Raw genomic sequence first — 13,719 nt, 5'->3', positions numbered from 1 at the left:
GACATACATATGTATGGCGTCGCTGCCGCGTTGGGTAGGAAATCGTAAGCGCGGGTGAAAAAGCGGTCGGCCAATTCCTCGGCCAACCGCCACATCACTCAACCCAATCGTTGGGCCAGGACGGCGATATGTTCCGGCCCGATTCCGCAGCAGCCCCCCAGGTGACTGGCCCCGCGCTTTTGCCAGTCCGTTGCCCACTGAAGATACCCCGGTGGATCGAGGTCGTCGCGCAATGGGTCCAACCCGTCGTTGGCGGTCGCCTCCTTGGGCTGCGGCGGAAACGCGTTGGCGTAGGCACCGATGTGGATTTTCACGCCCAGGCGCTCGAACGTCTGCCGCGCGGCATCGATGGCGCCACCGATCACCTCCGGCTGACTGCAGTTGAACAACAGCGTCTCGACGCCCAGCTGCGCTGCGACGGCCGCGGCATCCGCCACGGGTTCACCGGAACGCAGGCGCGGCACTTCATCCGTGCCCTCGTCTTTCAAGGTGAACGAGAGCCAGAACGGCTTGCCATCCCGTGGGATCCCGGCACGGATGGCTCGTGCCTCGACCGTTGAGCTTTGGGTTTCTGCCAGCCACAGGTCGACGTGGGGCGCCAGTCCCGCCACCAAAGGCGCCAGCAGCTCACTTGCACGGGACGCATCGAACAGATCGGGACGGTAGGAACCGAACAGCGGCGGCAGCGACCCGGCCACTCGTACGTTTTTGCCTGAAGCCTGCACCGCCCGCCGCGCCAGTTCACCGGCCAAAGCCGCCAGTGCCTGACCTTCGGCGGCAAAACGCGCCTCGCCAATATGGAACGGCACCACGGCGTAACTGTTGCTGGTGATCACGTTGGCGCCGCTGGCGATATAAGCGGCATGGACATCTTCCACTGCCTGGGGCGCTTCGCTCAATGCCAGCGCCGACCACTCGGGCTGTCGAAACGGCGCGCCGCGGCGTTGCAATTCACGGCCCATGCCGCCATCGAGAATGACTGTTGCTACGCCCATATGCGATTCACTCATAAGCTTATGAAAAATACTCACTACCGGAGTAGTTCTTATAACTATTTAATGCGCACTCTTTCGCCAATCACAACCTCTTTTTCAACCAGGGATCGCCCATGAAATTTCAACCGTTGCTGGCCCTGGGCCTGGGTCTGCTGGCTGCGTCTTCCCAAGCGCTCGCAGGTATCACCCTGGATCGTATCGAACAGAAAAAAGAGCTCGTCGGCGTGTTGATGGAAAGCTATCCCCCTTTCTCGTTCCTCAATGACCAGAACCAGCTTGACGGTTTCGACGTGGACGTCGCCAAGGCCGTCGCGCAGAAACTGGGTGTGAAGCTGCGCCTGGAAACGCCGTCCTGGGACGTGATTGCGGCCGGTCGCTGGAGCGGGCGCTACGATATCTGCATCTGCTCCATGACACCGAGCAAGGCCCGCGCCGAGGTGTTCGATTTCCCGGTGCAGTACTACGCCTCGCCAGCGGTCATCGTGGTCAATGCCAAGGACGACAGCATCCATGGCGCCAAGGATCTGAGCGGCAAGAAGGTCGGCCTGACCAGCGCGTCCAGCTATGAGAGCTACTTGAACAAGAACCTGGTCATTGAAGGCGCGGAAGATACCCGGTTGAGCTATCCGTTCGAGAACGTACAGATCGCCCCGTATGACACCGATAACGTGGCGTTCCAAGACCTCGGCCTGGGCGCCGGAGTGCGCCTGGACGCGGTGCTGACCAACCTGGTGACCGCTCAGCCACGCCTGACCGAAGACAAGCGCTTCAAGCTCGCTGGCGAAGCGCTGTATGCCGAGCCGAACTCGGTCGCCATCGAAAAGGGTGACGCCGAGTGGAACAGCAAGGTGCAAGAAGTCTTCGCCCAACTGAAACAGGACGGCACCCTGAGCAAGCTCTCGCAAAAATGGATCGGCGCCGACATCAGCCAATGACTTCCATTCCGCCTCCTGTCCAGCTACCGCCACCGGTGACTGAGTCGCGCCTGCATAAAATCTTCGGCTTTCGCACACGCTTGTACCTGACGTGGGCGGTCATGCTGGTGCTGTTCGCCAGTTTTTTCCTGAGCTTCGACCTGAAGTTCTCGATCATCCTCGACAAACTGCCGAACCTGCTCGGTTTGCATCTGGCCCCCAACGGCTTCCTGCAGGGCGCGGTGCTGACGTTGTTCCTGTGCCTGTGCTCGATCGTCGCGTCGTCACTCCTGGGCTTCATCACCGCGCTGGCGCGGCTGTCCAGCAGTGCGGTGGCGTTCGGCATCGCCAGCTTCTATGCGTCGTTCTTTCGCGGCACCCCGCTGTTGATCCAGATTTTGCTGATCTACCTGGGCCTGCCCCAGCTGGGCATCGTTCCTGGCGCCGTTGCCGCCGGCATCATCGCGTTGTCACTGAACTACGGCGCCTACCTGAGCGAAATCTTCCGCGCCGGCATCCTCGGCGTTCCCCACGGCCAACGCGAAGCCTCCCTCGCCCTGGGCATGGGCGAAACCGTGATCTTCTGGCGCGTCACCCTGCCCCAGGCCATGCGCACCATCATCCCGCCGACCACCAACCAATTCATCTCCATGCTCAAGGACTCCTCCCTGATCTCGGTGATGGGCGTCTGGGAAGTGATGTTCCTGGCGCAATCTTATGGTCGCTCCAGCTATCGCTATATCGAAATGCTGACCACGGCCGCGATTATCTACTGGCTGATGTCCATTGCGCTGGAGCTGATTCAAGCGCGGATGGAGCGGCATTATGGAAAGGCTTATCTAAAGCGCAGCTGATCGATCGTGTATGAACCTGCTGTAGGGTAAAGCTACAGGCTCCGCCAGCCATCGCGACGATGGAGGGAACCGAGCACGACCGGCCTACGCTCTTCATCCGCCAATTCGCCTCTGCGGCGAGAAGATGGCTGGCATCGCCGCTTTCGGTGAATTTTTAAAGTGCGACCTTCTCCACTACAGGTCGCATTCAATGCCTACCCAACACCTATTCCTGCCCCACCATCTTGCCTTGGCAATAACCTTGGCCCTCGGCTGTGCCGAGGTTTCGATGGCCCAATCAGTTACCGAGGACGCCCGCCCCGTTGAAACAACCGCGAAGATGCAGGCGAGGCTCAAGGCGTTCGCGGCGGCGCCGGATACAAACATCGAACCGGTCATCAAGGCCCAGGAAGCGCCCCTATCGATGAGCGACGGCAATGACCTTGTGATTGTCAGCAAGCAAGGCGAACTTTTCGGGCCCACTGACGGCGGCGGCGGTACCAATGTTCTGCAGTTGGATGTCAGCAAGGGAGGCGTAATCGGCCCAACCGGCAACTTCAAGGATCTGTACCTCAAGCAAGGCGAATGGTCGAACGGTGGCGCGCTCACCGGTGCAAGCCTGGTTGACTCAAAGGCAAAGCTGGCCAACACCGGCCAGATAACGGGCGCGGTGCATGTGCTTGGCGTATTCCATAACCCAGGTACCGTGACCGGACCTGTGTTCGTTGGAAAAAACGGCACGTTCAGCGGCAACGGGACGGTCGACGCGCTGGATGTGGCGGGTTTGATTGAAGTCGGTCCAGTCATGGGTGCCCCCTCGGTTACCCATGACCTCAAGCTGTCCAAAAGCGCGACGCTGGCTTATGGAGTCGACGCGGAGAAAGGCGGCGCCACGATCAAGGTTGGCGGTACCGCGACGTTAGGCAATGCGACGTTGAAGATCACGTCTCTGTCGGGCGAGTCCATCGCTGAGAACAAACACATCGTGATAAAAGCGCAAAAAGTCGAAGGGAAGTTCGGGAACGTCATCAACGAACTGGCCTTGATGACGGCAACACCTGAGTACGCCACGGGAGAAGTAGGATTGACCCTTGCGCTTAAGGACAAGGTGCCCAACGAGATCGCGTCTACGGTTAATAGCCAAGCGGTTATGGGCAGTATCGTGGAACACCATGCCGAAGCAACGGAGGCTGGCCCCGCCGTCGCTTTACCCGCTGAACAAATATCCGCCACAGAATCGCAAACCCGTCATCCCGCGTCATATCCCAACGAACCCGCGAAAGTGGCAGCCAACCCCAAACCCAACGCCGCCATCAACGCCCTGCTCGGTACCAACATGGCCACCGCCGCCGATGCCATCGACCAACTGGGCGGTTACGACACGGCAGACCTGGGCAGTGCGACTTTAAGCAGCGTCGCACCGATCAGCTCGGGAATGCTCTCCGCCATGGGCCGGAACAACCCGACGGGTGAGCATGGCAATGGCCAGGTCTGGGTCCAGGCCATCGGCAACAACGGCAGCCTCGCCAAGCAATTGGGCAGCTTTGCCCTGAAGCATTCGACCAAAGGTTTGATGCTGGGAACCGACTGGGCCGTCAGCCCCGATTGGCGCCTGGGCGTCATCGGCAGCAAAACCCAGACACGGCTGGACAGTTATCAATTCGACGGCGCGCTCGACAGTTGGCTGGTGGGTGCCTATGCCTTGCGCCAGGACGGGCCAGTGGCCCTGCGCCTGGGTGCCGTTTATGGCAGCCATGACGGAAGCACCAAACGCCATGTTGGGTTCAATGGTTTCAGGGATCACCTCAAGGGTCGCTACGACGCCACAACACAACAGATCTTTGGACAGGTCGGCTACAACCTGGACGTCGGACACTTCGATATGGAGCCCTACATCCAGGTGGGTTACCAACGCTACCAACGCGACGCCTATGCAGAAAAAGGTGGCGATGCTGCATTGCAATACCACGACCAGAGCCAGGAACACTTCAGCAGCGATCTCGGCCTGCGTATCGCCCACCCTTTTGCGTTCGACCAAGGCATGCGGTTGACGCCACGCGTGGATGTCGGCTGGAAACACCTATACGGCGACATCAGGGGCAGCTCCCATCAACGCCTGGCTAACGGTGGCAGCACCTACATCATCCAAGGGGTGGAACTGGACCGGGACAGCCTGCTCTTGCAAGCGGGGTTGGACCTGGCCATGTCGCCACGTCACACCCTGGGGTTGAGCTACAGCGCAGAAACGGGCCAGGACAACCGTAACGGCGCGTTGACCGGGCAATGGCGGATGGCGTTCTAACGGGCAAAAAAAAAGGGGAGCACCTGCTCCCCCGAGGTAAAACGTTATATCGCGGCTGTTCGGATCAGCCTTCGATTTCCACCAGGATTTCGCCCGGATTGACCCGGTCGCCCTTGGCTACATGAATCGCCGTGACCCTGCCTGGGATGGCGGCCTGGACTTCGGTCTCCATTTTCATGGCTTCGGTAATCAGCACTGCTTGGCCGGCCTTCACCACGTCGCCCTCCTTGACCAGCACATCAACGATGTTGCCTGGCATGGTGGTGCTGACGTGGCCCGGCGCGGTGGCTTGCTTGCGCTTGCTGCTGCCGCCGCTGACGAACTCATTGAGCGGTTCGAACACGACCTCTTCCGGCATACCATCGATGGAGAGATAAAAATGCCGCTTGCCCTCGGCCTTGACGCCTACGCCGGTGATGTCGACGCGATAGGTTTCGCCGTGGACATCGATGACGAATTCGGTTGGTACACCTTCGCCGCCAGCGGAGCTCACGCTGCCAGCCTCTGGGATAGGCAGCAGTACTTCGGGGGTCAAGGTGCCGGCTTCACGCTCCTCGAGGAACTTGCGTCCGATGTCCGGGAACATCGCGTAGGTCAGCACGTCTTCCTCGGATTTGGCCAAGGCACCGATTTCACCACGCAACCGGGTCATTTCCGGCTTGAGCAAGTCGGCGGGACGCACATCGATCACGTCTTCGCTGCCGATGGCCTGGCGACGCAGCTTCTCGTTCACCGCGCCAGGTGCCTTGCCGTATCCGCCTTGCAGGTAGAGCTTCACTTCGTTGGTGATGGTCTTGTAGCGCTCACCGGCCAATACGTTGAAGAACGCCTGGGTGCCGACGATCTGCGAGGTCGGGGTCACCAGCGGCGGGAAGCCGAGGTCTTCGCGTACTCGTGGGATTTCCGCCAGCACTTCGTTCATGCGGTTCAGTGCGCCCTGCTCTTTCAACTGGTTGGCCAGGTTGGAAATCATTCCACCCGGAACCTGGTTGACTTGGACGCGGGTGTCCACCGCGGTGAATTGACTCTCGAACTGATGATATTTTTTGCGAACGGCGTAGAAGTACAGGCCGATTTCCTGCAGCAGTTCCAGGTCCAGGCCGGTGTCGAATTCGCTGCCCTTGAGAGCGGCGACCATCGACTCGGTGCCTGGATGGCTGGTGCCCCAGGCGAAGCTGGAGATCGCGGTATCGATGTGATCGGCGCCGTTTTCGACAGCCTTGAGCTGGCACATCGCGGCGAGGCCGGCGGTGTCGTGGGAATGGATGAAGACCGGCAGCGATTGCTCGGCTTTCAGGGCTTTGACCAATTCGCCAGTGGCGTAGGGGGTCAGCAGCCCGGCCATGTCCTTGATCGCCACCGAGTCGCAACCCATGGCTTCCATCTGCTTGGCCTGGGCCACGAATGCTTCGATGGTGTGCACCGGACTGGTGGTATAGGCGATGGTGCCCTGGGCATGCTTGCCGGCAGCCTTCACCGCTTCGATGGCGACCCGCAGGTTACGCACGTCGTTCATCGCATCGAAGATACGGAACACATCGATGCCGTTGACCGCAGCCTTGGCCACGAACGCCTTGACCACGTCGTCGCTGTAATGGCGGTAGCCCAGCAGGTTCTGGCCGCGCAGGAGCATTTGCAGGCGGGTGTTGGGCAGCGCCGCACGCAGTTGGCGCAGGCGCTCCCACGGGTCTTCCTTCAGAAAGCGCACGCAGGCGTCGAAGGTTGCGCCGCCCCAGACTTCCAGCGACCAATAGCCGACTTTGTCGAGCTTGTCGCAGATCGGCAGCATGTCTTCGGTGCGCATGCGAGTGGCGAGCAGCGATTGGTGGGCGTCGCGCAGGATTGTGTCGGTTACGTGGATCTTCTTGGACATTGTCATGATTCCTTACAGGCCTGCGTGGGCGGCAATGGCGGCGGCGATGGCCAGGGCCAGCTCTTCGGGTTTGCGCTTGATCGAGTAGTTGGTCAATTCCGGATGGCTTTCAACGAAGCTGGTATTGAACTGGCCGCTGCGGAACTCCGGATTGCGCAGGATTTCCTGGTAATACGCGGCGGTGGTCTTGACCCCTTGCAGGCGCATGTCATCCAGGGCCCGCAAGCCGCGGTCCATCGCTTCTTCCCAGGTCAGCGCCCAGACCACCAGCTTCAGGCACATCGAATCGTAGAACGGCGGAATGGTGTAACCGGTGTAGATCGCCGTGTCGGTGCGCACGCCCGGGCCACCCGGGGCGTAGTAGCGGGTGATCTTGCCGAAGCTGGGCAGGAAGTTGTTTTTCGGGTCCTCGGCGTTGATGCGGAACTGCAACGCAAAGCCGCGGTGCTGGATGTCTTCCTGCTTGACCGACAGCGGCAGCCCGGAGGCGATGCGAATCTGCTCGCGCACCACGTCGATACCGGTGATTTCTTCGGTAATGGTGTGCTCTACCTGGACCCGGGTGTTCATCTCCATGAAGTACACCTCGCCTTCGGCGAGCAGGAACTCAACGGTACCGGCGTTCTCGTAACCGACAGCCTTGGCGGCGCGCACAGACAGGTCGCCGATATAGGCACGCTGTTCGGGGGTCAGTTGCGGGCTGGGGGCGATTTCGATCAGCTTCTGGTTGCGGCGCTGGATCGAGCAGTCCCGTTCGAACAGGTGCACCACATTGCCGAAGCTGTCGCCCAGGATCTGCGCTTCGATGTGCTTGGGATTGACGATGCATTTTTCGAGGAACACCTCCGCCGATCCAAACGCCTTCGTGGCTTCGGAGATGACACGCGGGAAGGCCTGTTCGAGTTCTTCGCGGCTGTTGCAGCGACGGATACCCCGACCGCCGCCACCGGACGTAGCCTTGAGCATTACCGGGTAACCGATTCGGTCGCCTTCGGCCAAGGCTTCTTCGATGCCCGCGACGTTGCCTTCGGTGCCTGGCGTCACCGGTACGCCCGCCTTGATCATGCTGCGGCGCGCTTCGGTCTTGTCGCCCATCCGCCGAATCACTTCCGCCGACGGACCGATGAATTTTATTCCGCGTTCAGCGCAGATATCTGCCAGCTCGGCGTTTTCCGACAGAAAGCCATAGCCGGGGTGCAAGGCATCGCAGCCTGTTTCCACGGCGAGGTTGACCAATTTGCGCGGGTTGAGGTAACCGGCCAGCGGATCGGCGCCAATGCTGTGGGCCTCGTCCGCACGCTTGACATGCAGCGCATGGCGGTCCGCGTCGGAGTAGACCGCGACCGAGCGAATGCCCATCTCGGCGCAGGCGCGCACGATGCGGACGGCAATCTCACCACGGTTGGCGATCAGGATCTTTGTTATCAATTGGAGGTTCCCTTGAGCCGGTGATACCACGGCCTGGGATCCAGGCCGACGCGTGACCAGATGTAACAATTGGTCGCAGCCCCACACTAGTCCTGGCTGGGGATTAACAAAAATGAATAATTATTGGGTCACGCATAAGCAAACACTTATAGTTGGATGATCAGTCTCGGACCAGAGTGCTTGAAAAATGCGTAAGTCATTGATGCGTATGACGTTGCGTCAGCTGCAAATCTTCAATGAGGTGTGCGATCTGAGGTCCTACAGCCGTGCGGCGGATGAAATGTCTCTCACGCAACCGGCCGTTAGCCTACAGATTCGATCCCTGGAAGAGCTGATCGGCCAGCCGTTGTTTGAGTATGTCGGCAAAAAACTCTACATGACCGAAGCCGCCGAAGCGCTGCAACGCGCCAGCCGGGATATCTTCGGTCGTTTGGAAAACCTCGATATGCAGCTTTCCGACATGCAGGGCTCGCTGCAAGGCCAGCTGAAGCTTGCGGTGGAGTCCAGCGCCAAGTACTTCGTCCCGCATCTGTTCGCCGCGTTCAAGCGCCAGCATCCAGAGGTCAACCTGAACCTTACGGTGGTCAATCGCGGCCAAGTCATCCGCAGGCTTTCGGATAACCGGGATGACCTGGTGATCATGTCCATGGTGCCCCAGGACATGGGCCTGGAGTTTCTGCCGTTTCTCAATAATCCCATCGTTGCGGTGGCGCCGCCCGATCATCCGCTGTGCCACATGGGCTCATTGCGCTTGCAAGACCTGGAACCCTATACGCAGCTGTTGCGCGAGCCGGGTTCAGGCACGCGGCTGGCCTGTGAGGAATATTTCAAGGAGAAACGGGTGCATTTCACCCAGACGCTGGAGGTGGCGTCTGCCGAAGCCCAGCGTGAATGCGTGGTGGCCGGGCTGGGCGTGGCGCTCTTGACGCGCCACGCCGTGAGTCGGGAATTGTCGTCCGGCGCGCTCATCGAGTTGCCGGTGGAGGAGCTGCCGCTGTATCGCAGCTGGTGCCTTGTACAGGCCCGGGCCAAGCGCCTGTCACCGGTGGCTCATGCGTTTCTGGCGTTCGTTCGCGGCGAACGTGCGCAGATCATCGGCTTGGTTGAGCGTTTCGACGGGAAACCGCCGGCGTTGCCTGCCAGCAATTGATTTCCATCAGGTCAGGATATTCGCTTATTTGCGCCAGGAGCTGACGCTGCTCATAGCGGTCTTCGATGGCACGACGGAACGCCATGCGGCGCTGGTCTTCCTGCTGGCGACGGGTTTTGGCGGCGCTGCGTTCTTCGTAGGACTGGGTCATGTCGAGACTCCCAAGACGTATACGGGAGCTTCACGATGACGGTGAGGGATGACGGTTTGGCGGCGCGAGCGTTACAGAACGATGAATTCGGCCAAATGCCCCGTGGTGAGGGAAGCTTGCTCCCTCGCCCAAAAACCCTGACTTCCAAGGCCTCGTTCAGTCGTCCAGCGCCTTCACCGACTTGGGTGACAACCGCAAGCTGCGAAGGCTGCGCTTCACGCTCTTGAGGTGGTTGACCAGGCTTGGGCCACGCGCCATGGCGACGCCCATCGCCAGCACATCGATAACCACCAGGTGGGCAATGCGCGACGTCAATGGCGTATAGATTTCCGTGTCTTCGTGCACGTCGATCGCCAGGTTCACGGTGGAGAGCTCAGCCAGCGGTGTCTGGCTCGGACACAAGGTGATCAGCGAGGCGCCGCTTTCACGCACCAGATTGGCAGTGATCAACAGATCCTTGGAGCGCCCCGACTGGGAAATACAGATCGCCACGTCGGTCGGCTTCAACGTGACGGCCGACATGGCCTGCATGTGCGGGTCGGAATAAGCCGCCGCCGTCAGCAGCAACCGGAAAAACTTGTGCTGGGCGTCGGCCGCCACCGCACCCGAGGCGCCGAACCCGTAGAACTCGACACGCTGGGCCTGGGACATTGCCGTCACGGCTTTCTGCAGCGCGACCGGGTCAAGTTTCTCGCGGACCTCCATCAGGGTGTGCAGCGTCGTGTCGAAAATTTTCAGACTATAGTCGGCGACCGAATCGTCTTCATGAATAGCGAACTGCCCGAAACTGGCACCGGCCGCCAGGCTTTGCGCCAATTTGAGCTTCAAGTCCTGGAAACCCGAGCAACCGATAGCCCGGCAAAAACGCACGATGGTTGGTTCGCTGATGCCAACGCTGTGGGCAAGATCGGCCATGGAACTGTGCATCACGGCCGCGGGATCAAGCAGTACATGATCGGCGACTTTCAGCTCCGATTTGCGCAGCAAGTGGCGTGACTGGGCAATGTGTTGCAACAGGTTCAAGGGGCTGGACTCTTGTTATGGGCAGGTGCCGGGATGTAGCAGGCTTGTAGTTATACTACAAGAATCGGCTCTTCGCCTGTCCAATACGTAACTGAATTGACCTTGTTGCCCCTTGTTTTGGCGGGCGACGCTCCTTGTAGCCGTCTCGCAGGCTCGGCGCACGCCAAGTCCAATCCTATCCCTGCTCCCGCAGCAGACGGGCGAGGCCTTCGGCTCCAACCGGTCGACTGATGAGATAACCCTGGACTTCGTCGCAGTGCTCATTCTTCAGGAACTCAAGCTGTCCCTCCCGCTCGACACCTTCGGCCACAACCTTGAGCGACAGTCCGTGGGCCATGGCAATGATCGCGCGGGTGATGGCCGCGTCCTCGCCCCCCTCCTCCAGCCCACGAACGAAGGCCTGGTCGATCTTCACGTAATCCACCGGGATGCGCTTGAGGTAGCTCAGGGACGAATAACCGGTGCCAAAGTCATCGATGGCCAGCTTGACTCCCAGATCCCGCAGCTGTTGGAACGTAGCGATGATGTGCTCGACGCTGTCGAGCAACTGGCTCTCCGTGAGTTCCAGCTCCAAATAATGCGGAGCCAGGCCGGTTTCTTCGAGCACTTGGCGCACCAGGCTGACCAACTTGCCCTGGCGCAACTGATGCACCGAAAGGTTGACCGAGACACGAATGGACTCCAGCCCCTGGCGCTGCCATTCACACGCCTGCCAACAAGCCTGGCGCAGCACGAACTCGCCGATCGGACCGATCAGCCCGGTTTCTTCGGCGAGACCGATAAACTCCCCGGGTGGAATCTGGCCCATGCTCGGATGCTCCCAGCGCACCAACGCTTCGGCGGCATTCAGACGCCCGGTCGCCAAGCATAGCTTGGGTTGGTAGAACACTTTCAGTTGTTGTTCTTCCAACGCCTTGCGCAACTGGTTCTCCAACTGCAGACGCTCCAGCGTGCTGGCTTGCAGGCTGTCGGTGTAGAACTGGAAATTATTCCCGCCCAAGTGCTTGGCGTGTTGCATGGCCATGTTGGCCTGGCTGACCAGGGTGGAAATTTCCCGCGCGTTATCCGGCAGCAGGCTGATGCCTATGGAGGCGCTGACCACCAGTTCGTGACCATCGATCGTCACCGGCACGCGAAGCTTGGTGGCCAGTCGGGTCGCCACTCGCGCCAGGCTCGAAAGATTGCCGTAGGCGTCGAACAGTACCGCAAACTCATCGCCGGACAGCCGGGCGATGGTGTCGGCTTCGGGCAATGCGTTGATCAGGCGCCGAGCCATTTTCTGCAAAAGCTGGTCGGCGATGTCATGGCCGAGGCTGTCGTTGAGCAGTTTGAAACGGTCGAGGTTGATGTGCAGCAAGGCCAGGCTACGCCGTCCTCCCTGGCGCACCCGCTGATGGGCTTCGTTCAAGCGCTCACGGAACAGCGAGCGGTTCGCCAGCCCGGTCAGCTCGTCATAATGGGTCAGATAGCGCATCCGCTCTTCGGATTCGCGCCGCGCCGAAAGATCGGCGAAGAAACCGACTATATGGCTGATATTTCCCCGCGAGTCCCGCACGACATTCAACTGGAGCCACTGTGGGTAGAGCTCGCCGTTGGCGCGCGCCTCAACCAGCTCGCCTTGCCAGGTGCCGTGCTGCTTGAGCGCTTGGCGAATCACCGGATAGTGCCGACGCGCGTCGCGACTGCAAGGCAGATCAACCACATTGCGCCCCAGCATGTCCGCGATATCGAAGCCGGTCACTCGCGTAAACGCCTGGTTGGCGGCAAGCAGCGCGTAATTAGGATCCAAAATCACGATGCCCTCACTGGCGGCCTCGAACACCGTGGCGGCCAGTTGGCGCTGCTGTTCCAGCTCCTTGCTGACGCTGATGTTGCGGCGCGTACCGACCATGCGCAGTACCCGCCCATTCGCGCTGCGCTCCACGGCCCGGCCGCGGTCTTCGATCCAGACCCAATGGCCGTCGCCGTGGCGCACGCGGTATTCGATCTGGTAATCCTCGCTGCGGCCCTTCAGATGTTCGACAAGGGCACGCTTGAGCGCCGGAAGGTCTTGGGGATGCAGGCGCGGGGTGAGATGACTGAGCATGGCCGTGATGTATTCGGGTTCCAGGCCAAACAGCTCCTTGAGCTGGGTGTGATGAACCTCGTCGGTCTGCAGGTTCCAGTCCCACAACCCCAGCTCACTGGCCTTGAGGGCCAACGCCAGGCGCGCTTCACTCTTGACCAGGGCCTGGCTGGCCGCCTCCAGTTCGAGGCTGCGCTGCGCTACCCGCGCCTCCAGGCCAACCTGCGCCGTGCGCAATTGGGCCTCGGCGGAGCGACGCTGTTCGACCTCCCGGGCCAACGCCTCGTTGAGCTGCGCGCCGCGGCTTTGTGCCTGCTGCAAATGCTCGATCAACGCCTGGTTCTGGAACCGTCGCAACATCCCGTTCTGTATCAGCCGGTTGACCTGCCAGGCCACCACGCTCAGCGAGACCAGCACCACCAGCCCGAGCCAACCCCAGCCACGTTGATGCTCGTCCGGCCCCCAGAAAAGATAAGCGATAGCCGGCAAAAGACAGGGCAAGGTAAAGGACAGGAACGCCGGTAGACTCACGGCGTAAGCGACACTGGCAGAGAGGGTCGCGGCGCCGATCAGGCCGAACACCCAAGCCTGTTGCTGGAAACTGTCCGCCGGCACCAGGGCGATGCCCGCACCGGCCAGCGTCAGGCCGGTCATGGCCGAGCCCAGAAGAAACATGCGCAACCAGACCGGGTGGGCCTGGCGGCTTGGTATCGCCGAATCGAAAGCGGCCACCTGGATCACCCGCAGCGCGACCAGCGACAGTAACCAGACCAGCCACACGCTGACCAGGAAATAGCGCTGAGGCTCCCACAGCAGCGCCGCGCAGACCAGACCGTTGATCAGCATGAACAATGTGGGCAGCAGCGAGCCCTGGTACAACAACCTGGTGCGTTCGACCGCCATTTCCGTGGCGTACTGCTTGCAGATAATCCGCGGCTCTACACGCGGGCCTGCCAGATCGGAATTGAAGGTCATAAATGTTGTT

General features: G+C 60.6%; 10 protein-coding genes. 4 read left to right on the top strand and 6 right to left on the bottom strand.

Annotated features, from left to right (window positions below; all coding sequences use genetic code 11):
* Positions 1 to 98: 98 nt before the first annotated feature.
* Entirely contained in the window at positions 99 to 995 is an 897-nt protein-coding gene (locus ACLK1G_RS15035) for a homocysteine S-methyltransferase family protein (protein ID WP_420766110.1), read from the bottom strand.
* Between the two features lie 113 nt (positions 996 to 1,108).
* On the opposite strand from ACLK1G_RS15035, the gene ACLK1G_RS15030 reads away from it, so the two are divergent.
* The 3 genes from ACLK1G_RS15030 (at position 1,109) to ACLK1G_RS15020 (ending at position 5,044) form a co-directional block, all read left to right on the top strand.
* Complete coding sequence (locus ACLK1G_RS15030; protein WP_420766109.1) at positions 1,109 to 1,930, top strand: ABC transporter substrate-binding protein; 822 nt, start codon at positions 1,109 to 1,111, stop codon at positions 1,928 to 1,930.
* Entirely contained in the window at positions 1,927 to 2,763 is an 837-nt protein-coding gene (locus ACLK1G_RS15025; RefSeq protein ID WP_420766108.1) for an amino acid ABC transporter permease, read from the top strand. Before ACLK1G_RS15030 ends, ACLK1G_RS15025 begins: the two co-directional genes overlap by 4 nt.
* 268 nt (positions 2,764 to 3,031) lie before the next feature.
* Positions 3,032 to 5,044: an autotransporter outer membrane beta-barrel domain-containing protein gene (locus ACLK1G_RS15020; protein ID WP_420766107.1), complete on the top strand. Its 2,013-nt coding sequence runs from the start codon at positions 3,032 to 3,034 to the stop codon at positions 5,042 to 5,044.
* Between the two features lie 64 nt (positions 5,045 to 5,108).
* Here ACLK1G_RS15020 and oadA read toward each other — a convergent pair whose 3' ends face one another.
* Positions 5,109 to 6,917: a sodium-extruding oxaloacetate decarboxylase subunit alpha gene (gene oadA / locus ACLK1G_RS15015; RefSeq protein ID WP_420766106.1), complete on the bottom strand. Its 1,809-nt coding sequence runs from the start codon at positions 6,915 to 6,917 to the stop codon at positions 5,109 to 5,111.
* Between the two features lie 12 nt (positions 6,918 to 6,929).
* Positions 6,930 to 8,345 carry an acetyl-CoA carboxylase biotin carboxylase subunit gene (locus tag ACLK1G_RS15010; RefSeq protein WP_420766105.1) on the bottom strand — a complete coding sequence of 472 codons (1,416 nt, stop codon included), beginning with the start codon at positions 8,343 to 8,345 and terminating at the stop codon, positions 6,930 to 6,932.
* 187 nt (positions 8,346 to 8,532) lie between these two features.
* On the opposite strand from ACLK1G_RS15010, the gene ACLK1G_RS15005 reads away from it, so the two are divergent.
* The gene (locus tag ACLK1G_RS15005; protein ID WP_420766104.1) at positions 8,533 to 9,495 is read left to right on the top strand and encodes a LysR family transcriptional regulator; all 963 of its coding nucleotides are present in this window, start codon (positions 8,533 to 8,535) and stop codon (positions 9,493 to 9,495) included.
* Here ACLK1G_RS15005 and ACLK1G_RS15000 read toward each other — a convergent pair.
* From ACLK1G_RS15000 to ACLK1G_RS14990, 3 genes are all read right to left on the bottom strand, one after another.
* Positions 9,437 to 9,646, bottom strand: a complete 210-nt coding sequence (locus tag ACLK1G_RS15000) for a PA3496 family putative envelope integrity protein (protein WP_420766103.1) — start codon at positions 9,644 to 9,646, stop codon at positions 9,437 to 9,439. The genes ACLK1G_RS15005 and ACLK1G_RS15000 overlap by 59 nt on opposite strands.
* A 156-nt stretch (positions 9,647 to 9,802) precedes the next feature.
* Positions 9,803 to 10,669: a transcriptional regulator HexR gene (hexR, locus tag ACLK1G_RS14995; protein WP_003187110.1), complete on the bottom strand. Its 867-nt coding sequence runs from the start codon at positions 10,667 to 10,669 to the stop codon at positions 9,803 to 9,805.
* Positions 10,670 to 10,844: 175 nt separating this feature from the next.
* Positions 10,845 to 13,709, bottom strand: coding sequence for a putative bifunctional diguanylate cyclase/phosphodiesterase (locus ACLK1G_RS14990; protein WP_420766102.1), 2,865 nt, complete (start codon positions 13,707 to 13,709; stop codon positions 10,845 to 10,847).
* Between the last annotated feature and the right edge of the window lie 10 nt (positions 13,710 to 13,719).

The organism is Pseudomonas algeriensis (assembly GCF_048847255.1).
Lineage (GTDB): Bacteria > Pseudomonadota > Gammaproteobacteria > Pseudomonadales > Pseudomonadaceae > Aquipseudomonas.
The sequence above is the reverse complement of the archived record's forward strand: the minus strand, read 5'-3'. Positions and strand labels throughout refer to the sequence as shown.